This is a genomic window from Pinisolibacter sp. DMC100, assembly GCF_056313705.1.
Map to the genome: position 1 here is coordinate 1834700 of NZ_JBQUZT010000001.1, position 22686 is coordinate 1857385.

General features: G+C 70.5%; 26 protein-coding genes. 8 read left to right on the forward strand and 18 right to left on the reverse strand.

Annotated elements, in window-relative coordinates:
- Nucleotides 1-52 precede the first annotated feature (52 nt).
- Both ACT541_RS08480 and ACT541_RS08485 read right to left on the reverse strand, forming a co-directional pair.
- The gene (locus tag ACT541_RS08480; RefSeq protein ID WP_476135856.1) at nucleotides 53-709 is read right to left on the reverse strand and encodes a cation efflux transmembrane domain-containing protein; all 657 of its coding nucleotides are present in this window, start codon (nucleotides 707-709) and stop codon (nucleotides 53-55) included.
- A gap of 28 nt (nucleotides 710-737) precedes the next feature.
- Nucleotides 738-1031, reverse strand: a complete 294-nt coding sequence (locus ACT541_RS08485) for a DUF6156 family protein (protein WP_476135858.1) — start codon at nucleotides 1029-1031, stop codon at nucleotides 738-740.
- A gap of 132 nt (nucleotides 1032-1163) precedes the next feature.
- On the opposite strand from ACT541_RS08485, the gene ACT541_RS08490 reads away from it, so the two are divergent.
- The 4 genes from ACT541_RS08490 (at nucleotide 1164) to der (ending at nucleotide 5427) form a co-directional block, all read left to right on the forward strand.
- Nucleotides 1164-1733 (forward strand): NnrU family protein, encoded by a 570-nt coding sequence (locus ACT541_RS08490; RefSeq protein ID WP_476135859.1) that lies wholly within the window; start codon nucleotides 1164-1166, stop codon nucleotides 1731-1733.
- Nucleotides 1734-1980: 247 nt separating this feature from the next.
- Nucleotides 1981-2649 (forward strand): tetratricopeptide repeat protein, encoded by a 669-nt coding sequence (locus ACT541_RS08495; RefSeq protein ID WP_476135861.1) that lies wholly within the window; start codon nucleotides 1981-1983, stop codon nucleotides 2647-2649.
- Complete coding sequence (locus tag ACT541_RS08500) at nucleotides 2649-4001, forward strand: outer membrane protein assembly factor BamB family protein (protein ID WP_476135862.1); 1353 nt, start codon at nucleotides 2649-2651, stop codon at nucleotides 3999-4001. Before ACT541_RS08495 ends, ACT541_RS08500 begins: the two co-directional genes overlap by 1 nt.
- Before the next feature lie 7 nt (nucleotides 4002-4008).
- Entirely contained in the window at nucleotides 4009-5427 is a 1419-nt protein-coding gene (der, locus tag ACT541_RS08505) for a ribosome biogenesis GTPase Der (RefSeq protein ID WP_476135864.1), read from the forward strand.
- A gap of 37 nt (nucleotides 5428-5464) precedes the next feature.
- On the opposite strand, the gene ACT541_RS08510 is transcribed toward der, so the two are convergent.
- From ACT541_RS08510 to radA, 6 genes are all read right to left on the reverse strand, one after another.
- Entirely contained in the window at nucleotides 5465-5956 is a 492-nt protein-coding gene (locus ACT541_RS08510) for a hypothetical protein (protein ID WP_476135866.1), read from the reverse strand.
- 103 nt (nucleotides 5957-6059) lie between these two features.
- A complete protein-coding gene (locus ACT541_RS08515; protein ID WP_476135868.1) occupies nucleotides 6060-6617 on the reverse strand; it encodes a manganese efflux pump MntP in 558 nt (185 codons plus the stop codon).
- A gap of 232 nt (nucleotides 6618-6849) precedes the next feature.
- On the reverse strand, nucleotides 6850-7578 hold the full coding sequence (locus ACT541_RS08520) for an SDR family NAD(P)-dependent oxidoreductase (protein WP_476135869.1): 729 nt from the start codon (nucleotides 7576-7578) through the stop codon (nucleotides 6850-6852).
- Between the two features lie 49 nt (nucleotides 7579-7627).
- Nucleotides 7628-9097, reverse strand: coding sequence for an amidophosphoribosyltransferase (gene purF / locus ACT541_RS08525; RefSeq protein ID WP_476135871.1), 1470 nt, complete (start codon nucleotides 9095-9097; stop codon nucleotides 7628-7630).
- A gap of 90 nt (nucleotides 9098-9187) precedes the next feature.
- The gene (locus ACT541_RS08530; RefSeq protein ID WP_476135873.1) at nucleotides 9188-9835 is read right to left on the reverse strand and encodes a CvpA family protein; all 648 of its coding nucleotides are present in this window, start codon (nucleotides 9833-9835) and stop codon (nucleotides 9188-9190) included.
- A gap of 255 nt (nucleotides 9836-10090) precedes the next feature.
- A complete protein-coding gene (radA, locus tag ACT541_RS08535) occupies nucleotides 10091-11587 on the reverse strand; it encodes a DNA repair protein RadA (protein WP_476135874.1) in 1497 nt (498 codons plus the stop codon).
- Between the two features lie 65 nt (nucleotides 11588-11652).
- On the opposite strand from radA, the gene ACT541_RS08540 reads away from it, so the two are divergent.
- Nucleotides 11653-12426 carry an isocitrate lyase/PEP mutase family protein gene (locus tag ACT541_RS08540; protein ID WP_476135875.1) on the forward strand — a complete coding sequence of 258 codons (774 nt, stop codon included), beginning with the start codon at nucleotides 11653-11655 and terminating at the stop codon, nucleotides 12424-12426.
- Nucleotides 12427-12436: 10 nt separating this feature from the next.
- Here ACT541_RS08540 and ACT541_RS08545 read toward each other — a convergent pair whose 3' ends face one another.
- Nucleotides 12437-12820 carry a winged helix-turn-helix transcriptional regulator gene (locus ACT541_RS08545; RefSeq protein ID WP_476135877.1) on the reverse strand — a complete coding sequence of 128 codons (384 nt, stop codon included), beginning with the start codon at nucleotides 12818-12820 and terminating at the stop codon, nucleotides 12437-12439.
- A 205-nt stretch (nucleotides 12821-13025) separates the two neighbouring features.
- Between ACT541_RS08545 and ACT541_RS08550 the strand changes: the two genes are divergently transcribed.
- Together ACT541_RS08550 and ACT541_RS08555 are read left to right on the forward strand one after the other, a co-directional pair.
- Nucleotides 13026-13574, forward strand: a complete 549-nt coding sequence (locus ACT541_RS08550) for an NAD(P)H-dependent oxidoreductase (protein WP_476135879.1) — start codon at nucleotides 13026-13028, stop codon at nucleotides 13572-13574.
- A gap of 66 nt (nucleotides 13575-13640) precedes the next feature.
- Nucleotides 13641-14192, forward strand: coding sequence for an MOSC domain-containing protein (locus tag ACT541_RS08555; protein WP_476135880.1), 552 nt, complete (start codon nucleotides 13641-13643; stop codon nucleotides 14190-14192).
- A gap of 4 nt (nucleotides 14193-14196) precedes the next feature.
- Here ACT541_RS08555 and alr read toward each other — a convergent pair whose 3' ends face one another.
- Nucleotides 14197-15306: an alanine racemase gene (gene alr / locus ACT541_RS08560; protein ID WP_476135882.1), complete on the reverse strand. Its 1110-nt coding sequence runs from the start codon at nucleotides 15304-15306 to the stop codon at nucleotides 14197-14199.
- Nucleotides 15307-15442: 136 nt separating this feature from the next.
- On the opposite strand from alr, the gene ACT541_RS08565 reads away from it, so the two are divergent.
- Nucleotides 15443-16669 (forward strand): MFS transporter, encoded by a 1227-nt coding sequence (locus ACT541_RS08565; RefSeq protein ID WP_476135883.1) that lies wholly within the window; start codon nucleotides 15443-15445, stop codon nucleotides 16667-16669.
- A gap of 16 nt (nucleotides 16670-16685) precedes the next feature.
- Here ACT541_RS08565 and ACT541_RS08570 read toward each other — a convergent pair whose 3' ends face one another.
- The 8 genes from ACT541_RS08570 to rpsF all read right to left on the reverse strand — a co-directional run bounded on the left by ACT541_RS08570 (nucleotide 16686) and on the right by rpsF (nucleotide 22529).
- Nucleotides 16686-18176 carry a replicative DNA helicase gene (locus tag ACT541_RS08570; protein WP_476135885.1) on the reverse strand — a complete coding sequence of 497 codons (1491 nt, stop codon included), beginning with the start codon at nucleotides 18174-18176 and terminating at the stop codon, nucleotides 16686-16688.
- Nucleotides 18177-18343: 167 nt separating this feature from the next.
- Nucleotides 18344-18784: a hypothetical protein gene (locus ACT541_RS08575; protein ID WP_476135887.1), complete on the reverse strand. Its 441-nt coding sequence runs from the start codon at nucleotides 18782-18784 to the stop codon at nucleotides 18344-18346.
- Nucleotides 18781-19260 (reverse strand): MarR family winged helix-turn-helix transcriptional regulator, encoded by a 480-nt coding sequence (locus tag ACT541_RS08580; protein WP_476135889.1) that lies wholly within the window; start codon nucleotides 19258-19260, stop codon nucleotides 18781-18783. Before ACT541_RS08580 ends, ACT541_RS08575 begins: the two co-directional genes overlap by 4 nt.
- A 214-nt stretch (nucleotides 19261-19474) precedes the next feature.
- Nucleotides 19475-20002, reverse strand: a complete 528-nt coding sequence (locus tag ACT541_RS08585) for a DUF2867 domain-containing protein (RefSeq protein WP_476135890.1) — start codon at nucleotides 20000-20002, stop codon at nucleotides 19475-19477.
- A gap of 123 nt (nucleotides 20003-20125) precedes the next feature.
- Entirely contained in the window at nucleotides 20126-20686 is a 561-nt protein-coding gene (gene rplI, locus ACT541_RS08590; RefSeq protein WP_476135891.1) for a 50S ribosomal protein L9, read from the reverse strand.
- A gap of 35 nt (nucleotides 20687-20721) precedes the next feature.
- Nucleotides 20722-21666, reverse strand: coding sequence for a DUF2232 domain-containing protein (locus ACT541_RS08595; RefSeq protein WP_476135893.1), 945 nt, complete (start codon nucleotides 21664-21666; stop codon nucleotides 20722-20724).
- A gap of 174 nt (nucleotides 21667-21840) precedes the next feature.
- Nucleotides 21841-22086, reverse strand: a complete 246-nt coding sequence (rpsR, locus tag ACT541_RS08600) for a 30S ribosomal protein S18 (RefSeq protein WP_476135895.1) — start codon at nucleotides 22084-22086, stop codon at nucleotides 21841-21843.
- On the reverse strand, nucleotides 22086-22529 hold the full coding sequence (gene rpsF, locus ACT541_RS08605; RefSeq protein WP_476135896.1) for a 30S ribosomal protein S6: 444 nt from the start codon (nucleotides 22527-22529) through the stop codon (nucleotides 22086-22088). The genes rpsR and rpsF overlap by 1 nt, the downstream gene beginning before the upstream one ends.
- Nucleotides 22530-22686: the final 157 nt, after the last annotated feature.

Sequence of the window (22686 nt, forward strand, 5' to 3'; positions counted from 1 at the left end):
CGACAGACGCGTCGGATCCCGCGAGGAACGAGCAAGTTCGATGCCGGGCGGATCACTCGGCCGAGGCGGCGATCGGCGGCTCGGCGACGGAGGCGAGATCGGCGCGGGCGTGGCGGACGATGGCGAGGCCGCCGGAGATCGACAGCGCCGCCATGATCGCGGCGACGATCGCGTCGGGCCAGCCGGCGCCGGTGCCGAAGACGCCGGCCGCGGCGGCGAGCACCGCGAGATTGCCGATCGCGTCGTTGCGCGAGCAGATCCAGACCGAACGCATGTTGCTGTCGCCGTCGCGGAAGCGCCACAGCATCAGGGCGACCGCGCCGTTGGCGACGAGCGCGGCGAAGCCGACGACACCCATGATCTCGGCCTGCGGCACCGTGCCGGCGACGAGATGGGCGACGGTCGAGCCCGCCACCCACAGGCCGAGGACGACGAGGCCGATGCCCTTGAGGAGGGCTGCCCGCGCCCGCCAGACGAGGGCGAGCGAGGCGACCCACAGCGCGATGGCGTAGTTGACGGCGTCGCCGAGGAAGTCGAGCGCGTCGGCCTGCAGCGCCGTCGATCCGGCGACGAGACCCGCCCCGATCTCGGCGACGAACATGCCGGCGTTGACGGCGAAGGCGATCCACAGCGCCCGCGTCCAACGCGGATCGACGCCGCGCGGCGCCGCCTTTTCCGAAGCGCAGGAGCTGCCGCAGGCGCAGGCCATGTCGTCGTCCTCTTCTGGTCCGGCCGCCTCAGGGCGTGAAGTCGAGCCGCGTCGTCTCCTCGCCGGCGGTGATCTCGGCCGACGCGAGGCGCCCATCGTCGCCCCAGACGTAGACGTGGGTCAACTCCGAGGCGCCGTAGACCATCTTGTCGAAGCGCACCAGCCGGTCGGCGGCGTCGAAGACGGCGCGGACGAAGGTGTTGCGGTGGTCCATCGCACCCTCGTCGATCGGCTCGACCAGCCGGACCGGCGGGCGGATGCCGGAATAGGTGACGAAGTGGCGGATGGTCTGGCCCTCCTCGGGGGGCGGCGGATGCGACATCGGTGTCTCCTCTCGTGGTGCCGACGGGTCGGCGCGCGAGGCGAAGCAAGGTCGATGCCGCAATTTCGGACTTGCCGGGCGGTCGGCGCGGTGGTCGTCTCGGGGCAATCGTCGCCGCGTACGGAGCCCGCCATGACCCTCCTCGTCCTCGGTCTCGCCCTCTTCGTCATCGTCCACACCGTGCCGATGGTGCCGCCGCTCCGCGCCGCCCTCGTCGCCCGCGTCGGCGCCGATCCGTGGCGCGGCATCCATTCGCTGATCGCGCTCCTCGGCATGGTGCTGATCGTCTGGGGCTTCGCCCGCGCCCGCGCCGCCGGACCCGACCCCTGGCTGATGCCGCAGGTCGGCCTGCGGCATGCGGCGCTCCTGGTGCTGCTGCCGGTCTTTCCGCTGATCTTCGCCTCGTTCCGCCCCGGCTGGATCGCGAGGCGAGTCGGCCATCCGATGGTGACCGGCGTCGTCCTGTGGGCAGCCGGCCACCTCCTCGCCGTCTCCTCGGCGCCGGCGGTGTTGCTCGCCGGCACCTTCCTCGTCTGGGGGATCGCGGCGCGGCTGTCGCTCGCCCGCCGCAAGCCGGCGACCGGCCCGATCCCGCCCTTCGGCCGGGCCGATCTCGTCGCGATCGTCGCCGGCGTCGCGGTCTGGGGGCTCCTCCTGTGGAAGGGCCACCTGTGGCTGATCGGCATCGCCCCTCTGCCGTGAGGTCGACCTGCGCGCCCTTCGCCACGAAATCGCTGCGATTGGCAGGGAATGAGGCGACGCGGGTGGCTCGTCCCCGCGTCTCGCCGGGTTTGCGGGGGGCGTGGGGAAAGGGTATGGTGCGCCGGCATCCGGCAGGCCACGCTTCGCCGGACATATTTCGTCGTATCCGCCGGGACCCGATCCCGGCCTGCGACGCGACACCGGAACTCGCCCCCGACGGGGGCACGGACGCGAACGGGCGGAGCATATGGCCGACATCTTCAACGAGATCGACGAGGAACTTCGCCAGGAGAAGCTGAAGAAGCTCTGGGATCGCTGGGGGGTCTTCATCCTGGTGGTCGCCGTCGCGATCGTTCTCGCCGTCGCCGGCTGGCGCTTCTGGGAGCACAACCGCATGAAGCAGGCCGAGAGCTTCGGCGACGCCTTCGTCGCGGCCTCCCGGCAGGCCGAGGCCGGTGACGCCAAGGCGGCCGAAGAGGCCTTCCTGGCGATCGCCGCCAGGAGCTCCGGCGGCTATCCCGCGCTCGCCGGCATGCGCGCCGCCGGTGCCCGTGCCGAGGCCGGCGAACTCGACAAGGCGCTCGCCGCCTTCGACGCGCTCGCCGCCAATTCGTCGACGCCGAAGCGCGTCGCCGAGATGGCCCGCATCCGCGCCGCCTATCTCGCCCTCGACGTCGAGGAGCGCGCGGCGATCGAGGCCCGTGCCACGCCGCTCGCCGCCGCCGGCAATCCCTATCGCGCCGAGGCCGCCGAGGTTCTCGTGCTCGCCGCCTGGAAGGCCGGCGACGTCGCCGCCGCCGCCCGTCGGATCGGCGAGCTCGAAGCCGCCGCCGACACGCCCCGCGACGTTCTCGAGCGTCTCGCCGTCATCAGCGCGCTGATCAAGGCGCAAGGTTCTGCCGGAAAGGCCGATTGATGTCCCGTCTCCGTCGCCTCGCTCTTCTCGCCGCCCTCGCCGCGCCGCTCTCCGCCTGTTCCTCCACCGACGACGTCCAGGACGCCATCGCCGCGGTGAATCCGTTCGGCGACAGCAAGAAGCCGCTGCCGGGCGATCGCGTCGACGTTCTCGCCGACCAGAGCCCGCTGCAGAACGCCAAGCAGAAGCCGGTCTCGATCGGCGGCGCCCGGTCGGTCTCCGCCTGGACCTCGGTCGGCGGCCCGGCCGGCAACGATGCCGGCAACGTCGCGCTCAACGGCTCGGGCGGCACCAACGCCTGGTCGACCCGCGCCGGCAACGTCGGCTCCGGCTCCTTCATGCGCGAGGACGTCCGCGCCTTCGTCGGCCCGATCGCCGTCGGCGGCCGCGCCTACGTGCTCGATCCCAACGGCAACGTGACGGCGGTCTCGCTCGCCGGCGGCACCTCCTGGACCGCCGCCCTGCGTCCGGGCGACCGCGAGAACCAGGCCACCACCGGCGGCCTCGGCTCCGACGGCGCCCGCGTCTATGCCGCCACCGCCTGGGGCGACATCGTCGCGCTCGACGCCGATTCCGGCGCCAAGCTGTGGGAGAAGAAGCTCGGCGAGCCGGCGCGTTCGGCCCCCACCATCGCCGGCGGCCACATCTACGTCGTGACCCAGTCGAACACCGTCCTGGCGCTCTCCGCCGCCGACGGCTCGGAGGTCTGGAACTATCGCGGCGTGCCGGAGAACGGCAACCTGCTCTCCACCAACTCGCCCGCCGTGGTCGGCGGCGTGGTGGTCGTTCCCTTCACCTCGGGCGAGCTCGTCGCGCTCGACGAGAAGAAGGGCCAGCCGATCTGGAACGACAGCCTCGCCCGCGCCGGCCGCGCCTATGCGGTCTCCGGCTTCTCGACCATCTCGGCGAGCCCGGTCGTCGCCGACGGCGTCGTCTACGCCACCGGTGTCGGCAGCCGCACCGTGGCGATCGAGCTGAAGTCCGGCCGTCGCGTCTGGGACGTCGCCTTCGGCTCGGCCCATACGCCGGTCGTCTCGGGCAACGCCGTCTTCATGGTCGACCTCGACAACTCGCTGACCGCCCTCGACCGCAAGTCGGGCGAGGTCCTGTGGGCGACGCGCCTTCCGGCCACCAAGGCCAAGAAGAAGCGCACCCTCTGGGCCGGTCCGGTGCTCGCCGGCGGCAATCTCTGGCTCGCCTCCAACGAGGGCGGCCTGATCGCCGTCGACGCCGTCTCCGGCCGTGTCAGCGGCACGCAGACCGGCGGCAAGCCGGTGATGATTTCGCCCATCGCCGTTTCCGGCAAGATTCTGACGCTGGCCGCCGACGGCACGCTCTCGGCTTGGGAGTGAGTCGTTCATGTCCGCAATCGTAGCCATCGTCGGCCGGCCAAACGTCGGCAAGTCGACGCTGTTCAATCGTCTGGTCGGCAAGAAGCTGGCCCTCGTCGACGACACGCCGGGCGTCACCCGCGACCGTCGTCCCGGCGAGGCCAAGCTCGGCGACCTCACCTTCACCGCCATCGACACCGCCGGCCTGGAAGAAGCCGACGCCGAGAGCCTGTCGGGCCGCATGCGCGCCCAGACGGAGGAGGCGATCCGCACCGCCGACGTCTGCCTCTTCGTCATCGACGCCCGTTCCGGCCTGCTGCCGCTCGACCACACCTTCGCCGAGATGCTGCGCCGGACCGACGTGCCGGTGGTGCTCGTCGCCAACAAGGCGGAAGGCAAGGTCGGCGAGGCCGGTGCCTGGGAGGCGTGGGAACTCGGTTTCGGCGATCCCATCGCCATCTCCGCCGAGCACGGCGAGGGCATGGCCGATCTCTACGGCGCGCTCCAGCCCTTCGTGGATCTGCACGATGCGGCCGCCGACGGCGAAGCGGCCGAGACCGACGTCGCCGTCTTCGACGCCGACGATGAACTCGACGAGGCCGCCGAGCGCGAGAAGCGCCGCAAGATGCCGCTGCGCATCGCCGTCACCGGTCGCCCCAACGCCGGCAAGTCGACGCTGATCAACCAGCTGATCGGCGAGGACCGCATGCTGACCGGCCCCGAGGCCGGCATCACCCGCGATTCGATCTCGGTCGACTGGGAGTGGCGCGGTCGTCCGGTGAAGCTGTTCGACACGGCCGGCCTGCGCCGCAAGTCGCGCGTCCAGGACAAGCTCGAGAAACTCTCGGTCGCCGACGCGCTGCGCGCCATCCGCTTCGCCGAGGTCGTGGTGGTCTGTCTCGACGCCACCATCCCCTTCGAGAAACAGGATCTCCAGATCGTCGATCTGGTGGTGAAGGAGGGCCGCGCCCTCGTCATCGCGCTCAACAAGTGGGATCTGATCGAGGACCGGGTCAAGGCCTGGAAGGACGCCCGCGAGACCTGCGACCGCCTGCTGCCGCAGGTCCGCGGCGTGCCGCTGGTCCGCATCTCCGGCCTGATGGGCGACGGTCTCGACGAGCTCCTCAAGGCGGTCGATCAGGTCCACGAGACCTGGAACGGCCGCGTCTCGACCTCGCGTCTCAACCGCTGGCTCGAAGGCGTGCTCGAGCGTCATCCGCCGCCGGCGGTGTCGGGTCGCCGCGTCAAGATCCGCTACGCGACGCAGGCCAAGACCCGCCCGCCGCACTTCATCGTCTTCTGCTCGCGCCCCGAGGTGCTGCCCGAGAGCTACACGCGCTATCTGGTCAACGACCTGCGCGAACGCTTCGGCTTCACCGGCATCCCGGTGCGCCTCAGTCTGCGCGGCGGCGACAACCCCTATCACGACAAGAACGAGCGGCGCTGAGGCGCCGCTCTTCAGGTCCGATCGGGCCGCGTCGCGATCAGGCGACCGTGTCGACGAGGAGCGCCGAGGACGCGTCGGTGCTCGACCCGGCGGCATTGCTGCCGTTGCTGTCATAGGGCGCGGTCGTCGTGCCGGCGCCGCGGAGCGCAGCGGCGAACTGCTGCATGGCGGCTGCCTCCTGCGTGGTGCCGCCGGCCTGTTCGCCCGACTTGGCCGCCTTCGCCGTGGCCTTGGCGTCGATCAGGATCTTGGCCTGATCCGCCGTCAGATTGCCGGCCTCGACCTGAGCTGCGACCAGATCGTCGAAACGCGGCTGCTTACCGTGGCCCTCGCTCGACGTCGGCTCGGCGCTCTCTTGCTCGGCCCGAGCGGTTCGGATCGCCTTCAGCGCCGTCGTGGTGGCCGTGAAATCGGCTTTCGAGATCTTGCCCTCGTCCACCTCGGCGCGAAGCACGTGGCGCACGCCGATCTTGTCGGTCGAGCTCGCCCCCCCGGTGGACGCAGTCGGATTCGTCGCGATGCTGGTCATGGGGCGATCCTCGCCGTGTTCCCCCGAACACCCGCGACGATTGGACGACGAATTCGTTAAGGTCCGTTGAACCGAGACGCAAAAACGGCGCAGACGGCGGGCCTCAGCCCATCGTGTGGCTCCACAGGATGCCGCAGCCGATCAGGGCGAGGCCGATGCCGGCGGCGATCTCGGCGCGATGGCCGAAGGCCTCGCCGATGCGGCGGCCGGCGAGAAGCCCGATCAGCGTCATGCCGAAGGTGGTCGCGCCGATGATCGGCGCCGCCACGCGGATGTCGACGTCGAGCAGCGCCAGCGACACGCCCACCGCCATGGCGTCGATCGAGGTGCCGATGGCGGTTCCGATCATACCGAGGAGGGTGGTCGCCGGCGGCGGTTCGTCCTCGTCGCGCTGCCAGGCGTGCCAGGCCATGTGGCCGCCGACCGCGGCGAGCAGGCCGAAGGCGATCCAGTGATCGACCGCCTCGACCCAGTCGGAGAACATCCAGCCGACCGTCCAACCGATGATCGGCGTCAGCATCTCGGTGATGCCGAAGATCGCCGCGCCCTTGAGCGCCGCGCCGAAATGCGGTGCGCCGTTGGCGGCGCCGCGACCGATGGCGGCGGCGAAGGCGTCGATCGACAGCCCGAGAGCGAGCACGAAGAGGGAGAGGAGAGTCATCGGGAGATCCGCATTCCGGGACGACGGGCGCACGTTCCCGCCCCCCGGAAAGGAGCGTGGACGGCGCCGGTCTCGTCATCCGATTGGGATGGCCACACCACGCGGGTCGCCCCGCGAGCCTGTTGACGTGGCCCCGCTGAAGACAGCGGCGACTACTCCCCGACGGGGCGGACCATGAAGGCTCGCCGGCCGCGGGTCAAGTCGCCATTTGCCGATATCGCGGGCAGTCGCCTCAGGCGAGCCAGCTCTGCGACGGGTGGTCCCAGACCCTGCCCGAGACGTCGAGCGTGGGGGCGACCAGCTCCATCAGCTTCGGCACCAGCACGTCCGGCCGGTCGAGCGTCTCGGCGTCCTCGCCCGGCATGGCGGCCGCCCGCATCGCGGTGCGCAGCGGCCCCGGATTGATGCAGTTGACCTTGACCGCGGTGATCTCGAGCTCCTTCGCCCAGGTCGCGACCATCGCCTCGAGGGCGGCCTTCGACATGGCGTAGGGGCCCCAGAAGGCGCGGATGCGGCGGGCGGCCGACGACGTCAGGAACACCGCGCGGCCGGCCGGCGCGAGCTTCAGGAGCGGCTCCATCGAGCGCACCAGCCGCCAGTTGGCGGTGATGTTGACGGCGACGACCTTGTCGAAGTCCTTCGGCGCGGCATGCGACAGCGGCCCCGTCGGACCGAGCGTGCCGGCGTTGCCGATCAGGATGTCGAGCTTGCCGAAGCGCTCGAAGAGCGCGCCGCCGAGCCGGTCGATCGCCGGACCGTCGGTCAGGTCGACCGGCACCAGCGTCGCCGTGCCGCCGAAGCCGCGGATCTCGTCGTCGAGTTCCTCGAGACCGCCCTGGGTGCGGGCGACCGCCACCACGTGGGCGCCGGCCCGCGCCAACTCCTTGGCCAGCGTGTAGCCGATGCCGCGCGAGGCACCGGTGACGAGCGCGATGCGCTCGGCGAGGGGTTTGTCGGTCATCGGCGGGATCACTCCGGCAGGCGGGGAGGGGAGGGCTCTCGCCCTCCGGTCACTGGGATTCGACCAGCAGATCGAGCGCACGCACGTCGCCGGCCAGCGCCCGGTCGGTCAACCGGGTCGGATAGTCGCCGGTGAAACAGGCGTCGCAGAACTGCGGGCACTTGGCGTTGCGGTCGGTCTCGCCGACGGCGCGGTAGAGACCGTCGATCGACAGGAAGGCGAGGCTGTCGACATTGATGTAGGTGGCGAGCTCCTCGAGCGACATCCGCGCCGCGATCAGCTTGGCCTTCTCCGGCGTGTCGACGCCGTAGAAGCACGGGTCGGTGGTCGGCGGCGAGGCGATGCGCATGTGCACCTCCTTGGCGCCGGCGTCGCGCACCATCTGCACGATCTTCTGCGACGTGGTGCCGCGCACGATCGAATCGTCGACCAGGATGACGCGACGCCCCTCGATCACGGAGCGGTTGGGATTGTGCTTCAGCTTGACGCCCATGTGGCGGATCGCGTCGGTCGGCTGGATGAAGGTACGGCCGACGTAGTGATTGCGGATGATGCCGAGATCGAACGGCAGACCGGCGGCTTCGGCGAAGCCCATGGCGGCCGGATTGCCGGAATCCGGCACCGGAATGACGACGTCGGCGGCGACCGGCGCCTCGCGCGCCAGTTCGGCACCGATGCGCTTGCGCACGGTGTAGACGTTGGTGTCGCCGAAGACCGAGTCCGGCCGGGCGAAATAGACGTATTCGAAGATGCAGAAGCGCGAGGCGGTCGGCGCGAAGGGGCGGAAGCTCTCCAGCCCCTCGTCGGTGATCACCACCATCTCGCCCGGCTCGACCTCGCGGATGACCGTGCCGCCGATGATGTCGACCGCACAGGTCTCCGACGCCAGCACGAAGCAGCCGTCGACGTCGCCGAGCACCAGCGGGCGCACGCCGAGGGGATCGCGCACGCCGATCATCTTCTTCTCGGACATGGCGACGAAGGCATAGGCGCCCTCGATCTGACGCAGCGCGTCGACGAAACGGTCGACCAGCGGCCCCTTCGACGAGGTCGCCGCCAGATGCAGCACCGTCTCGGTGTCGGAGGTCGACTGGAAGATCGAGCCGCGCAGCTGGAGCTGGCGCTGCAGCGTCAGGGCATTGGTGAGATTGCCGTTGTGGGCGACGGCGAAGCCGCCGCCGTGGAACTCGGCGAACATCGGCTGGACGTTGCGCAGCACCTGCGCGCCGGTCGTCGAATAGCGGGTATGGCCGATCGCCCGGTTGCCCTTGAGCCGGGCGATGACCGCCGGCTTGGCGAAGTTGTCGCCGACGAGGCCGATGTGGCGTTCGACGTGGAAGTGCTGGCCGTCGTAGGTGACGATACCGGCCGCCTCCTGGCCGCGGTGCTGCAGGGCATGGAGCCCCAGAGCCGTCAGCGCGCCCGCCTCCGGGTGCCCGTAGACGCCGAAGACGCCGCATTCGTCGTGGAAATGGTCGTCGTGCTCGTCGCCGAACGTCCAGCCGTCGCGATCCGTCATCTCGCCTCTCGCCTTCGCCCGTGGGTCGTCTTCAATGGCCGATCGCGCCGCCCGGGTCCGAGCGACGCGTCCGTCGTTTCGTGCATCCGATCAGGGCGTGCGGCCCTGGGATCCGATCATCTGCTCGAGCTGCTTCTTCTCGCCGTTGCGATAGATCGGCGCCTCGCCGGTCTTGCCCGGCGCCACGCCCGGCTCGGCCGGCGCGCCCTCGTCGGCCGGCGCCTTGGGCTTGAGCTTCTTGAGGATGATCTCCTCGGCGTTCTCCGGCAGGGCCGCGAGCAACTTGGCGCCGAGCGCATCGAGGATCGGCTTCGACTTGGCCGCCGCCACCCAGTGGGGCTGCTGCTGGGCCGGAACGAAGCCGTTGAAGAACTGGATGGCGACGACCAGCAGCAGCAGGCCGCGCGCCGCGCCGAAGATGAAGCCGAAGGTGCGGTCGAGCGCGCCGAAGGCGCTGTCGAGCACGAAGTCGGAGATCTTCATCGTCAGCCAGCTGGCGAAGAGCAGGGTGACGAGGAACAGGCCGCCGATCGTGGTGATCGTCGCCACCATGTCGTTGGGCACGTAGACCTTCACGGTCGGCAGCATCTGCTTGTAGAACAGCACCGCCACGATCGCGGCCGCGGCCCAGGCGCCGATCGACAGCACTTCCCGCAGGAAACCGCGGTACATCGCGAGCAGCGCCGAGACCAGCACGACGACGACGACGATTCCGTCGAGAAGCGTGATGAAATCCATCGTTTCAGACCTCGTCCGACCCGATCGCCGCCCGGTCGCCCAGGACCCGTCGATCGATCTCGTTCCCCGAACCGCCCGTCGGCGACGGCGCCGCGACGGAGGCAACGACGATTGCGGCGGTGGAGAGCCCTCCGTCGCCTTTCGCCGACGTTTCGATACGCGACGCGGCGCCGCCGGTCCAGCCCGAAAACGTCGGTCTCGCGTCCCTGTGACGTTCCTGCGACGCGAGGAGCCGTCGACGGGGCCCCCGAGCCGTCACACCGAGCGGATGTTTTCGCCCCGCGCCGCCACGCGCGGCCGCTCCTCGGCGGTGCGATGGACGATGCGCCCGCCCGATCCGGCGGCGATCCGCGCCACGAGGCCGGCGAGCACGTCGATCTCGGCGACGTCGAGGCTGGTCGCGGGCTCGGGGCGCCCCTTGCGCTCCTCGCCGCCGCTCTTCTCGCCGGTCGAGCCGGTGGGCGCGACCGCGGCGCGGAAGCCGAGCCGCTCGGCCTCCTTCAGCCGCGCGTCGCCGCGCGCCACGGGCCGCACGGCACCGGAGAGCCCGACCTCGCCGAAGAACACGCTCTCCGGCGGCAGGGGAACGCCCGAGAGCGAGGAGACGAGGGCCGCGGCAACCGCCAGATCGGCGGCCGGCTCGGCGATGCGCAGGCCACCGGCGACGTTGAGATAGACGTCGTGGCTGCCGAGCCTCAGGCCGCAATGGGCCTCGAGCACGGCGAGGATCATCGACAGGCGATTGCCGTCCCAGCCGACGACGGCGCGCCGCGCCGTGCCGAGCGCCGTCGGGGCGACCAGCGCCTGGATCTCCACCAGCAGCGGCCGCGAGCCCTCCATGCCGGCGAAGACGGCGGTGCCGGGCGAGCGCCCGTCGCGTTCGCCGAGGAAGAGTTCCGACGGATTGGCGACCTCGCGCAGGCCGGCGCCCGACATTTCGAAGACGCCGATCTCGTCGGTCGCGCCGAATCGGTTCTTGACCGAGCGCAGCACCCGGAACTGCCGCGCCCCGTCGCCCTCGAAATAGAGCACGGCGTCGACCATGTGCTCGACCACGCGCGGGCCGGCGATCTGGCCGTCCTTGGTGACGTGGCCGACGAGGACGACGGTCGCGCCGCTGCCCTTGGCGTAGCGGATCAGCGCCTGTGCCGCGGTGCGCACCTGGGTGACGGTGCCGGGGGCCGAATCGGCGAGTTCGGTCCACAGCGTCTGGATGGAATCGATGACGACCAGCGCCGGCGTCGGCCCGGCCGAGAGCGTCGCCAGAATGTCCTCGACCGAGGTCTCGGCGGCGAGCGCCACCGGCGCCGCCGACAGGCCGAGCCGCTCGGCCCGGAGCCGCACCTGCCCGATCGCCTCTTCGCCCGAGACGTAGACGACCCGGTGGCCGGCGTCGGCGAGCTTGGCGGCGGCCTGGATCAGCAGCGTCGACTTGCCGATGCCGGGATCGCCGCCGACCAGGATCGCCGAGCCGCGGACGAAACCGCCGCCGGTCACCCGGTCGAGTTCGCCGATGCCGGAGGCGATGCGCGGCGCCTCCTTGGCCTCGCCCGACAGCGCCACCAGCGGCACGACGCGGCCGCGTTTGGTCGAGACCGCGATCGCCGTCGGCGCGCCGCCGACGCCGCCCGCGCCGCCGTCGACCTCCTCGACGATCGTGTTCCATTCGCCGCACCCGTCGCAGCGGCCCGCCCAGCGCGCGGTGACCGAACCGCAGTTCTGGCAGACGAAACGGGTGGTGCGCTTGGCCATGGGATCTCCTCTTGACGTCGGCGCCGAGATTGGCATGATGTTCTTGTTTTGTACAGGGGGCGACGATGATCGCGGTGGAAGAAAAACGATCCCGCTTTCGCGCCCTCCACGGCGAGGGCTGCTTCGTCCTGCCCAACCCGTGGGACCTCGGCAGCCTGCGGCGGCTCGAGGTCGCGGGCTTCTCCGCCGTCGCCTCGACCTCGTCGGGCCTCGCCTGGTCGCTCGGCAGGGCCGACGGCGAGGTGAGCCGCGACGAGGTGCTCGATCACCTCGCCCGCCTCGCAGCCGCGACCGATCTGCCGGTCAACGCCGATTTCGAGGACGGCTACGCGGCGGGGCTCGACGAGCTTTCCGCCAATGTCGCCGCGGCGGTCGCGACCGGCATCGCCGGCCTGTCGATCGAGGATCAGCGCGGCGGGCGGCTCCACGACGCCGGCGAAGCGGTCGAACGGCTGACCGTGGCGCGCGAGGCGATCGCGGCGACCGGCGCCGACGTGATGCTGATCGGCCGCGCCGAGGGGATCCTGCTCGGCACGGCGACGCTGGCCGACACGGTCGAACGGCTCGTCGCCTATGCCCAGGCCGGCGCCGACTGTCTCTACGCGCCCTGCCTCTCCGACCTCGGTGCGGTCGCCGAAGTGGTCGCGGCGGTGGCGCCGAAGCCGGTCAACGTGCTGCTCTGGGCCGATCTCCGGGTCGACGATCTGGCACGGGCAGGCGTCCGCCGTGTCAGCCTCGGCGGGGCGCTCGCCGCCGCCGCCTGGAAGGGTTTCGACGGTGCCGTGCGGCTGCTCGTCGAGGAAGGGCGCGTCGCCCCGCGCGGTCCGGCGTTCCGCTGAGGCGACGCCGTCACAGCGCCGTCGCGACCGGTGGCGGCACGTAGGTGGCGCGGGCGGCGCGGATCGCGGCGTGATTCTCCACCGCCCAGGCGACCATGGCGCCGAGCGGTTCCTGCATCGAGCGGCCGAGATCGGTCAGCGCGTAGTCGACACGCGGCGGAATGGTCGGGTGCACGGTCCGGCTGACCAGCCCGTCCTGCTCCAGCCGCCGCAACGTCTGGGCCAGCATGCGCTGTGAGATGTCGTCGATGCGGCGGCGGATCTCGGTGAAGCGCAGCGTCCCGTCCGCCAGCACCTTGAGCACCAGCACGGTCCAGCGGTCGCCGAGCCGATCGAGCACGTCGCGGATCGGACACTTCTCCGCGTCGCAGGCCTTGGAACGATGCAACGTCATGGTCCTTCTCCTCCCCACCCGTCCGTCGGCGGCCGCGATGCCGCAGGCCTGCAGGGCATCACGGCCTTCGGTTACGCCGCTGATACCGACGAACTTTTCTCGCCCTTCTTGCGGCCGGTGCGTCGATCGGTTCCAAATGTATACCGACATACGAACCGTAAGTCGATCCCGAACCGTATTCCTCATCCGAAGCGAGAGCAGCCCCATGAGCAAGAAGACCCTCGTCGTCCTCGTCCATCCCGACCTGTCGAAGTCGAAGATCAATGCCGCCTGGGCGACGGCCGCCGACGCGCTCGGCGACGTCACCGTCCACGACCTCTACCGCGCCTATCCCGACGGCAAGATCGACGTCGCCGCCGAGCAGGCGCTGGTGCGCGCCCACGACCGCGTGATCTTCCAGTTCCCGATGTTCTGGTTCTCGACGCCGGCGCTGCTCAAGCAGTGGTTCGACGACGTGCTCTCCTACGGTTTCGTCTACGGACCCGGCGGCGACGCGCTCGAGGGCAAGGCGATCGGCGTCGCGGTCTCGACCGGCGGCAAGGCCGACGCCTATCGCGCCGGCGCCCAGAACGCCTGGACGCTCGACGAGTTGCTGCGTCCGATCCAGGGCATCGCTCGCTTCGTCCGCGCCGAATATCTGCCGGTCTTCACCCTGCAGGGCGCGATGTGGGGCCTCTCCGACGACCAGATCGCCGCCAGCGCCGACGCCTATGTCGACTGGCTGGCCGACCGCGAGGAAGCGCTCGCCGCGTGATCGGATCATCGTCGTCGAACCGTCGTCGAATGGGTGTACGGCCCCCGTTCGACGACGGGGGGCGAGATGAGCGGCGACGAGGGCGAGGTGCTGGCGGTGGCGGCGCACGACGCCCATGCCTTTTCCAAACGTCCGATGGCGGAGATCCGCCTTCTCGCGGGTCTCGGCGTCGAAGGTGACGCCCATTGCGGTCGGACGGTACGGCATCGCTCGCGCGTCGCCGTCGATCCGACGCAGCCCAATCTCCGGCAGATTCATCTGATCCAGAGCGAACTCTTCGACGAACTCGCGCCGAAGGGTTTCGTGTTGTCGCCGGGCGATCTCGGCGAGAACGTGCTGACGCGCGGGGTCGATCTCCTCGCCCTGCCCGTCGGGACGCGTCTGACGATCGGCGCCACCGCCGTCGTCACGCTGACCGGCCTGCGCAACCCCTGCGCTCAGATCGAACATTTCCGCAAGGGTCTGCTCGCCGCCGTGCTCGATCGCGCCGAAGACGGAACGCTGCTGCGCAAGGCGGGCGTCATGGGGCTGGTCGTCGTCGGTGGCGTCGTTCGGCCCGCGGACCGGATCGCGGTCGAGCGGCCACCGCGCCCATGGGCGCGGCTCGAACGGGTCTGACGCGTCAGCGCCGGACGCGGTCGTAACGCCGGCCGAGGCCGGTCAGCACCTCGTAGTCGATCGTGCCCATGGCGCTCGCGACCTCCTGCAGCGTGACGGTCGGCCCGATCAGTTCGACCCGGTCGCCCCGCGCCGCGGCGCCCACGTCGGTGACGTCGACCACCAGGAGATCCATCGAGATCCGCCCGAAGATCGGCACCGAGACCCCGTGGAGGACGCCGCGTCCGCCGCCGCCGGCATCCGACGACGACGCCGTGCGATGGAAGCCGTCGGCATAGCCGACCGACAGGACGGCGAGCCGCGTCGGCCGTGTCGTCGTCCGCCGCGCGCCGTAGCCGACGCTCTCGCCTTCGGGCACGTCGCGGATCTGCAGGATCGTCGCCTCGAGGGTGACGACCGGCCGCATCGGCGAGGCCTCGCCGGAGCGGATCGCCCCGCCGTAGAGCGCGACGCCGGGTCGCACCAGATCGAAGTGGTACTCGGGCGAGAGGAACACGCCGGCCGAATTGGCGAGCGACGCCGCGAGCCCGGGAAAGAGCGGCCGGATCGACCGGAATCGCTCGAGCTGCATGCGGTTCAGCGGATGATCCGGCTCGTCGGCGCAGGCGAGATGGCTCATCACCACGACGGCGCCGCTGGCCGCGACGAGATCGCCGCGTGCCGCGAAGGCGCGGGCTTCCGCGAGGCTCAGTCCGTGGCGGTTCATGCCGGTGTCGATATGGATCGCGGAGGGATGCGGCGCGCCGTGCGCCCGGCCGAAGGCGGCCCAGTCCTCGATCTCCGGCATCGAACCGAGCACGGGCGCGAGCCGATGCTCGGCGAGCGTCGCCTCGGTGCCGGGGAGCAGACCGTTGAGGACGAAGATCCGCGCCGTCGCGTCACCCAGCGCCGCGCGCACCGCGACGCCCTCGCCGACATGGGCGACGAAGAACGTGTCGCAGCCGTCGGCGGCGAGCGCGCGTGCCGCTTCCGCCGCGCCGGTGCCGTAGGCATCCGCCTTGATCACGCCGGCCGCGGGCACGCCGCCGGTCTCGGCGAGGATGCGTCGTCGATTGGCGACGATGGCGGCGGTGTCGACGAGGAGGCGAGTCGGGCGGGGGCAGGCGTCGGTCATGGCGGGAGGGAGCGTCCAAAAACCGGCGACGTCAAGGCGAAGTGGCGCCGATCTCGCCGTCGCGGGAAGCGGATCTGCACGCGGCCTCTTTTCCTGCCCGCGCGAACATGATCCGTTCGGGGTCGAGGAAGAGCCCATGACGACGCCCGATATCCCGCCCGAACCGTCCGCTGCCGCGCCCGTATGGACGCGGCGCGCCTCCGTCGCCTTCCTGCGCATCAACGTGGCGCTGTTCCTCTCGGGCTACGCGATCTTCTCGCAGCTCTACTGCGTCCAGCCGCTGCTGCCCGATCTCGCCCGCGTCTTCTCGCTCTCGGCGGCCGAGAGCTCGCTCGCCCTGTCGGTCTCGACCGGTTGCCTCGCCGCCTCGATCTTCGTCGCCGGTGCCCTGTCGCGTGGCCTCGGGCGCAAGCCGTTGATGTTCGCCTCGCTGATCGTCGCGGCGCTGCTCGAAGTGGCGGTCGCCTTCGCGCCGACCTGGCCGGTGCTGCTGCTGCTGCGCGCGCTCGAGGGTCTGGCGCTCGGCGGTGCGCCGGCCGTCGCCATGGCCTATCTCGCCGAGGAGATCGAGCCCGCCGGCCTCGGCACGGCGATGGGCCTCTACATCGGCGGCAACGCGGCGGGCGGCATGGCGGGGCGCGTCGTCACCGGCCTCGTCGCCGAACATTCCGACTGGCGCATGGCGCTCGCCGCGATCGGCGGGCTCGGCCTCCTCGCCGCCCTCGGCTTCCTCGCGCTCCTGCCGGCCTCGCGCAACTTCCGCCCGGAGCCGAGCCGCGGGCTCGCGCCCCACGTCGCCGCCTGGGGCCGCCACCTGCGCGACCCCGGCCTCCTGGCGCTCTTCGCGATCGCCTTCCTCGCCATGGGCGGCTTCGTCAGCGTCTACAACTACGTCGGCTTCCGCCTGATGGCGCCGCCCTATGGGCTCGGTCAGGCGGCGGTCGGCGCCATCTTCACGGTCTATCTCGCCGGCATCGTCGCCTCGCCGCTGGCGGGCGCGAGCGCCGACCGTTTCGGCCGGGCGAAGGTGCTCGCCGCCGGCATCGCGCTGTCGGGCGCCGGCCTGTTGCTGACGCTCGCCGCTCCCCTGGCGATCGTCGTCGTCGGCATCGCGCTGCTGACCGCCGGCTTCTTCGCCGCCCACACGGTCGCCGGCGGCTGGGTCGGGGCGCGGGCGAAGGCCGACAAGGCGCACGCCTCCTCGCTCTACCTGCTCGCCTACTACCTCGGCTCGTCGGTTCTCGGCGCGCTCGGCGGCCATTTCTGGGAATGGGGCGCCTGGGCCGGCGTGGTCGGCTTCGTCGGCCTGCTCCACGTCGGGCAACTGGCCGCCGCCCGCGTGGTGACGCGCCGCGGGGCGTGAGGCGACGCGGTCCCCCTTACTCGTGCCGGTCGGGCACGAAGTCCTCGCGGGCGAGGTCGGAGAAGCGGGTGTATTCGCCGGCGAAGTGCAGTTCGACCGAACCGGTCGGTCCGTGACGCTGCTTGCCGACGATGACTTCGGCGATGCCGCGCATGCGGTTGAACTTCTCTTCCCACTTGAACCAGGCGTCGGTGCCCTTTTCCTGAGGCTCCTGGTTCTTGAGATAGTACTCTTCGCGATAGACGAACATGACGACGTCGGCGTCCTGCTCGATCGAGCCGGATTCGCGAAGGTCGGCGAGTTGCGGCCGCTTGTCCTCGCGGTTTTCGACCTGACGCGACAGCTGGGACAGCGCCACGATCGGCACGTTCAGCTCCTTCGACAGCGCCTTGAGGCCGGTGGTGATCTCGGTGATCTCCTGCACGCGGTTGTCGCCCTTCTTGGACGAACCGGTGAGCAGCTGGAGGTAGTCGACGATCAGCACGTCGAGCCCCTTCTGCCGCTTGAGGCGGCGGGCGCGGGCGGCGAGCTGGGCGATCGAGATGCCGCCGGTCTGGTCGACGTAGAGCGGCACCGACTGCATCATCTGCGAGGCGCCGACCAGTTTCTCGAACTCGGCGTCGGAGATGTCGCCGCGGCGGATCTTGTTCGACGGGATCTCGGCCTGCTCGGAGAGAATACGCGTGGCGAGCTGTTCGGAGCTCATTTCCAGCGAGAAGAAGCCGACGATGCCGCCGTCGATCGTCTCCAGCGTGCCGTCGGCGCGCTCCTCGGCGCGATAGGCGGCGGCGATGTTGAAGGCGATGTTGGTGGCGAGCGACGTCTTGCCCATGGCGGGACGGCCGGCGAGGATCACCAGGTCCGAGCGCTGCAGACCGCCGAGACGGGCATCGAGCGAGGAGATGCCGGTCGAGATGCCCGAGAGCTTGCCCTGCCGCTGGAAGGCCGCCGCCGCCATCTCGATCGAACCGCGCAGCGCGTCCGAGAAGGTGACGAAGCCGCCGTCGTAGCGCCCGGCCTCGGCCAGTTCGAACAGCCGCCGCTCGGCGTCCTCGATCTGGGCGCGCGGCGGCATGTCGACCGGCGCGTCATAGGCGATGTTGACCATGTCCTCGCCGATGCGGATCAGGTTCCGTCGGGTGGCGAGTTCCTGGACGACGCGGCCGTAGTCCTCGGCGTTGATGATCGTCGTCGCGTCGGAGGCGAGACGCAGCAGATACTGCGTCGGGCTCATGTCGGCGATGATCTGGTCGGCCGGGAAGAAGGTCTTGAGCGTGATCGGCGAGGCGGTCTTGCCGGCGCGGATCATCAATCCGATGCGCTCGTAGATCTCTTTGTGCGGCTCCAGGAAGAAATGCGCCGCCTCGAGGAAGTCGGAGACGCGATAATAGGTCTCGTTGTTGACCAGGATCGCGCCGAGCAGCTGGCGTTCGGCCTCGACGTTGTGCGGAGCGGTACGGGCGAGCGCCGGGACGGTGTCCTCGACGCGGCGGACGGGCGGCTTCATCGGGCGGGCGGCTTTCTCGGGAGACCGGCATTTTTCGGGTTCACGGTTTCTTAACCGCGCCCGGCCGCCCGCGGAAGTCATCCCGCCGTCATACCCGCTCGTCCACAGGATTGATCGCCCGTGCCCTCGAGACGCCTTGACCCGTGCAGGCTGCAGATGGCGGTGGCTCAGGCCACGCGCCGCCGTGCGGTCATCGACAACCCGGCGCGCGCATTCGTCGCGACGAGCACGAGATTGACCGGCCCCGCCACGAGTTCGATCCCCTGCACGATCGCGAAGAGCGTGTCGAACTGCCCGGCCGACGCCTTCACCGCGAGGAAGAGGGCGCAGGGGATCAGCACCAGCGCGCCGTTCGCCGCGATCAGCTTCATCCGCCGCTGTTTGGCGACGATCACCGGCGCCGTCCACGCACCCGCGAGACGCTTGCCGGTGATCCCGGCCGTCGCCATGACGGCGGCGAGCAGCGGCAGGCACCAGGCGATGGCGAGCTTGACGGTCGCGACCGTCGCCGGCGTGCCGAAGAGTTCGGCGCCGACGGTCGAGAGCCAGAACGTCGCGATGATCGTCGGTGCGGCGAAGGCCGCGATGCGATGGACGGTGCGGATCATGTCGGATCTCCCGCAGGAACGGTCGGCGCCTCGAGCGCCGCGGCGACGTCGTGCAACGCGTCGAGCAGGACCGCCCCGTCGATGCACTCCAGCCGCGCGACGGCGCGGGCGTTGATGGCGTGGGCGGCGCCGATGATCGCCGGCCTCAGCGCCGCGCCGCGCGGCGTGAGGTGGACCCGGCGGGCGCGGCGATCGGCGGTGTCGGTCTTGCGCGTCACGAGACCGTCGCGCTCCATTCGCCCGAGCGTCGCCGTCATGGTCGGATGCTCGATCTGCACCCGGTCGGCGAGTTCGGCCTGGGTCTGGCCGTCGGCCTCCCACAGTGCGAGGAGCACGGGCACGGCGCCGAGCTGCACCCCGTGACGCGCCGCCTCCGCCCCCATGGCGCGGGCGAACAGGCGGCCGACGTAGTGGATCATGTAGCCGAGCGACTGCTCGGGCCTGAGCGAGGGCAGGGGGGTGATTGCGTCGGCCATCGGGGTCTCCCGGGTTCGTGCGACACAAATTAGGTAGCACACGAACTATATGGAGTCGAGACCATCGGGCAGGGTCGGGAGCAAGTCGTGAGGGTAGGAGGGGCGGAGGGGCCGAAGGGGTGAGGCGCGGGCACCGCGAGGCGAGGGACGGGTACGGCGAGCGAGGCTCAGGGGGCCGCCGACACCCGTGCCTGGGGCGCGCATCACCGCGCCCTCAGATCGCGCCCTCGGCCACGGCGCGGCGCATCATGCCGCGGACCAGCCGGCGGTGGATCGGCCCGACCGGCAGCATGTAGAGCCGGCCGAGGAGATTGTGCCGCTTCAACACCATGACGATCGCCGCCTTCTCCTCGCCGGCCTCGGCGAAGCGCAGGATCGACAGGCGGAAGTCGAGATGGGCGTCGTCGATACCGAGGATCAGCTCGTCGGGATGGGCCGCGACGACCGGGAAGATCCCGACGCGATCGCCGACCGCCGGCGCCGTCGGCAAGGGCCGGTCGGCAAAGGCGCCGACGGTGGTGAGGCCGAACGGCGCGACGATGCGGTCGCGCAGCCGCAGCGCCGCGTCGAGCCAGACCGGCGCGCGCCCGATGGTGGCGCGGAAGACTTCGATCGGCGTCACCTCGGGGTGCGACACAGGTGCTTCCCAGCAGTCGATCCAGTCGGCCCAGTCGCGCGCCGCCGCGGCGAGGCGCGAGGCTTGCGGAACGGGGCGGCTCGTCACGCGATCGGGGGAGGGCATCGGCGGATCTCCTTCGCCCACGGCATCGCACGGTCGCCGCCAAACGAAAAGAGCCGGGCGTCGCCGCCCGGCTCTCTCGTCTCGTCCCACAGTCGGGATCGCGGGGGCCTTCGGCCGGCGCGATCAGTCCTCGCTGTGATAGCCTTCTTCGTCGGTGATCGGGCCGACTTCGCGCTCGAACAGGTTGTCGTCCTCGCGAACCAGCACTTCCTCGCCGCGGGCCTGACGCTCGGCTTCGTCGGCCGAACGGGCGACGTTGACGGTCACGGTCGCTTCGACTTCCGGGTGCAGCAGGATGGCGACCTGATGCAGGCCGATGGCCTTGATCGGGGCCTTGAGCTCGACTTGGCCGCGCTCGACGGTGAAGCCGCCGGCAGCCACCATGTCGGCCACGTCGCGGGCCGAGACGGAGCCGTAGAGATGACCCATCTCACCGGCCGAACGCACGACGATGAAGGACTTGCCGTCGAGCTTCTCGAACACCGCCTGAGCCTCGGCCTTGCGCTCGAGGTTGCGGGCTTCGAGCTGGACCTTCTGGGTCTCGAAATAGGCGCGGTTGGCCTTGTTGGCGCGCATGGCCTTGCCGCGCGGCAGCAGGAAGTTGCGGGCATAGCCGTCCTTGACCTTGACGACGTCGCCCATCTGGCCGAGGCGGCCGACACGTTCCAGCAGGATCACTTCCATGGGTCTTCTCCGTTTCGATGTGAGGGATTTGGATTTCAGGTTCGGTCGGCGTCGCCGGGCGTCGGGCGCCGGCGCAGGCCGAGGAAGGTTTCGGCGATCCCCGCCAGCGCCATGACCAGCGCCGCGACGGGGAAGAGCAGGACGAGGCCGTAGGCCGTCGCCCTGAGGATCCACCGCATGTCGGTGGCGCGCGTCACGTGGGTGAGCAGCCCCATGCCGACCAGGAACAGCGGCGCGAAGGCGGCGCCCGCGGCGATCGAGGCGAGCACGCCGAGCGAGCCCGGCAGGAAGGCGCCGGCGAAGGCGGCGGCGAAGACGAGGCCGACGATCGGCGAGATCTCGACCATCGCCAGATCCTCGCGCGGCCGCTCGACCCGGCCGAAACGGCGCAGGACGCGCAGCGCGATCACCAGATCGAGCGCCAGCACCAGCGTCCAGAAGGCCGGGAAGAAGGCCGGCATCAGCCGGACGGAGGCGAAGATCAGCGGTTCGATCGCCGTCGCTTCGGGCATCTGGGTGGCCGGCGTGCCGGCGGCGACCAGCATCTCGCGGAAGGCGGCGACCACTTCGTGACCGGTGCGCACCGGATCGAAGCCGATGCCGAGCGCGCCGAGCGCCGTGGCGATCGCCATGACGACGGCGGCGACCGTGGCGATGCGGCCGGCCGGGAACCAGGTGTCGTTGTCGTGGCGCTCGACGAGGCCGGAGAGGATCAGCGCCGGCAGACCGGCGGCACCGAGCGAGACGAGGGCGGCGGGCGTGCCCAGTTCGAACATCAGAACCAGCGCGGCCGCCATGACCGCGGCGACCGCCGCGATCGGGCCGAAGCCGATTCCGGCCGCCATGATCGGCAGCGGCGAGGCGGCGAAGAGGGGAACGGTGAGAACGCTTCCGCCGACCAGAGACGCGAACAGGAGCGCCGAGCCGAGGCCCGCGCCGACGCCGATCACGATGGATGTTGCGGTGTTCGTGTTCTTCATCGAAGTCCAGCTGTCCCGTCTCGTGCCCGAGAGCGGTTAGAGGCGCCACGCACCCCAGCCCGATCGTTCCGACGACGTGTTGCGGCCCGTCGTGTTCGCCGCCTCGCGAGGAGGAAAGGGGGGAGCGGTGTCCGCTCCCCCGATGTCGTCACGCGGCCCGAGAGCCGCGCGTCGTCACTTGATCACGAACGGCAGAAGGCCGACGAAGCGGGCGCGCTTGATCGCCTTGGCGAGCTCGCGCTGCTTCTTGGCGGAGACCGCCGTGATGCGGGACGGGACGATCTTGCCGCGCTCGGAAACGAAGCGCTGCAGGAGCTTGACGTCCTTGTAGTCGATCTTCGGCGCATTGGCGCCCGAGAACGGGCAGGTCTTGCGACGACGGAAGAAGGGCCGGCGGGCCTGCTGGGTCGATTCGGCCATCACGCGTTCTCCTCGTCACCGAACTCTTCGTCACGACGCGGGCCGCGATCGCGGCGCGGGCCACGGTCACCGCGGTCGGGGCGATCGCCGCCACGGCGGTCGTCGCGACGCTCGTCGCGGTCACGCTTCTGCAGCATGACGGACGGGCCTTCCTCGAGCTCGTCGACGCGGATGGTCAGCGAACGCAGGACGTCTTCCGAGAGGCGCTGCTGGCGCTCGATCTCGGCGACGGCGGCGGCCGGCGCGTCGATGTTCATCAGCGCGTAGTGCGCCTTGCGGTTCTTCTTGATGCGATAGGCGAGGGACTTGAGGCCCCAGTTCTCGACCTTGGTGACCTGGCCACCGAGGCCCTCGACGATCGACTTGTACTGCGCGATCAGCGTATCGACGGCCTGCGTCGACACGTCCTGGCGCGCCAGGAAAACGTGCTCGTAGAGCGGCATGGATGTTCCTTCCTCGTTGCTCGACGGACCCGTCGGGTCCGTCTTCCGTCGATCGCGGCGCATAGCCTCTCGGGGAGCCTCACGAGGAAGACCCCGAAAACCATTGACCTGTCGGAGAGCGGAGACACGGGACGACGGGTCTCGATTGAGACCCTGC

Bases quoted from the DNA above. Each gene is read 5' to 3' on its own strand.
- ACT541_RS08480 (WP_476135856.1), bottom strand. From the start codon at position 709: ATGGCCTGCGCCTGCGGCAGCTCCTGCGCTTCGGAAAAGGCGGCGCCG.
- ACT541_RS08485 (WP_476135858.1), bottom strand. From the start codon at position 1,031: ATGTCGCATCCGCCGCCCCCCGAGGAGGGCCAGACCATCCGCCACTTC.
- ACT541_RS08490 (WP_476135859.1), top strand. From the start codon at position 1,164: ATGACCCTCCTCGTCCTCGGTCTCGCCCTCTTCGTCATCGTCCACACC.
- ACT541_RS08495 (WP_476135861.1), top strand. From the start codon at position 1,981: ATGGCCGACATCTTCAACGAGATCGACGAGGAACTTCGCCAGGAGAAG.
- ACT541_RS08500 (WP_476135862.1), top strand. From the start codon at position 2,649: ATGTCCCGTCTCCGTCGCCTCGCTCTTCTCGCCGCCCTCGCCGCGCCG.
- der (WP_476135864.1), top strand. From the start codon at position 4,009: ATGTCCGCAATCGTAGCCATCGTCGGCCGGCCAAACGTCGGCAAGTCG.
- ACT541_RS08510 (WP_476135866.1), bottom strand. From the start codon at position 5,956: ATGACCAGCATCGCGACGAATCCGACTGCGTCCACCGGGGGGGCGAGC.
- ACT541_RS08515 (WP_476135868.1), bottom strand. From the start codon at position 6,617: ATGACTCTCCTCTCCCTCTTCGTGCTCGCTCTCGGGCTGTCGATCGAC.
- ACT541_RS08520 (WP_476135869.1), bottom strand. From the start codon at position 7,578: ATGACCGACAAACCCCTCGCCGAGCGCATCGCGCTCGTCACCGGTGCC.
- purF (WP_476135871.1), bottom strand. From the start codon at position 9,097: ATGACGGATCGCGACGGCTGGACGTTCGGCGACGAGCACGACGACCAT.
- ACT541_RS08530 (WP_476135873.1), bottom strand. From the start codon at position 9,835: ATGGATTTCATCACGCTTCTCGACGGAATCGTCGTCGTCGTCGTGCTG.
- radA (WP_476135874.1), bottom strand. From the start codon at position 11,587: ATGGCCAAGCGCACCACCCGTTTCGTCTGCCAGAACTGCGGTTCGGTC.
- ACT541_RS08540 (WP_476135875.1), top strand. From the start codon at position 11,653: ATGATCGCGGTGGAAGAAAAACGATCCCGCTTTCGCGCCCTCCACGGC.
- ACT541_RS08545 (WP_476135877.1), bottom strand. From the start codon at position 12,820: ATGACGTTGCATCGTTCCAAGGCCTGCGACGCGGAGAAGTGTCCGATC.
- ACT541_RS08550 (WP_476135879.1), top strand. From the start codon at position 13,026: ATGAGCAAGAAGACCCTCGTCGTCCTCGTCCATCCCGACCTGTCGAAG.
- ACT541_RS08555 (WP_476135880.1), top strand. From the start codon at position 13,641: ATGAGCGGCGACGAGGGCGAGGTGCTGGCGGTGGCGGCGCACGACGCC.
- alr (WP_476135882.1), bottom strand. From the start codon at position 15,306: ATGACCGACGCCTGCCCCCGCCCGACTCGCCTCCTCGTCGACACCGCC.
- ACT541_RS08565 (WP_476135883.1), top strand. From the start codon at position 15,443: ATGACGACGCCCGATATCCCGCCCGAACCGTCCGCTGCCGCGCCCGTA.
- ACT541_RS08570 (WP_476135885.1), bottom strand. From the start codon at position 18,176: ATGAAGCCGCCCGTCCGCCGCGTCGAGGACACCGTCCCGGCGCTCGCC.
- ACT541_RS08575 (WP_476135887.1), bottom strand. From the start codon at position 18,784: ATGATCCGCACCGTCCATCGCATCGCGGCCTTCGCCGCACCGACGATC.
- ACT541_RS08580 (WP_476135889.1), bottom strand. From the start codon at position 19,260: ATGGCCGACGCAATCACCCCCCTGCCCTCGCTCAGGCCCGAGCAGTCG.
- ACT541_RS08585 (WP_476135890.1), bottom strand. From the start codon at position 20,002: ATGCCCTCCCCCGATCGCGTGACGAGCCGCCCCGTTCCGCAAGCCTCG.
- rplI (WP_476135891.1), bottom strand. From the start codon at position 20,686: ATGGAAGTGATCCTGCTGGAACGTGTCGGCCGCCTCGGCCAGATGGGC.
- ACT541_RS08595 (WP_476135893.1), bottom strand. From the start codon at position 21,666: ATGAAGAACACGAACACCGCAACATCCATCGTGATCGGCGTCGGCGCG.
- rpsR (WP_476135895.1), bottom strand. From the start codon at position 22,086: ATGGCCGAATCGACCCAGCAGGCCCGCCGGCCCTTCTTCCGTCGTCGC.
- rpsF (WP_476135896.1), bottom strand. From the start codon at position 22,529: ATGCCGCTCTACGAGCACGTTTTCCTGGCGCGCCAGGACGTGTCGACG.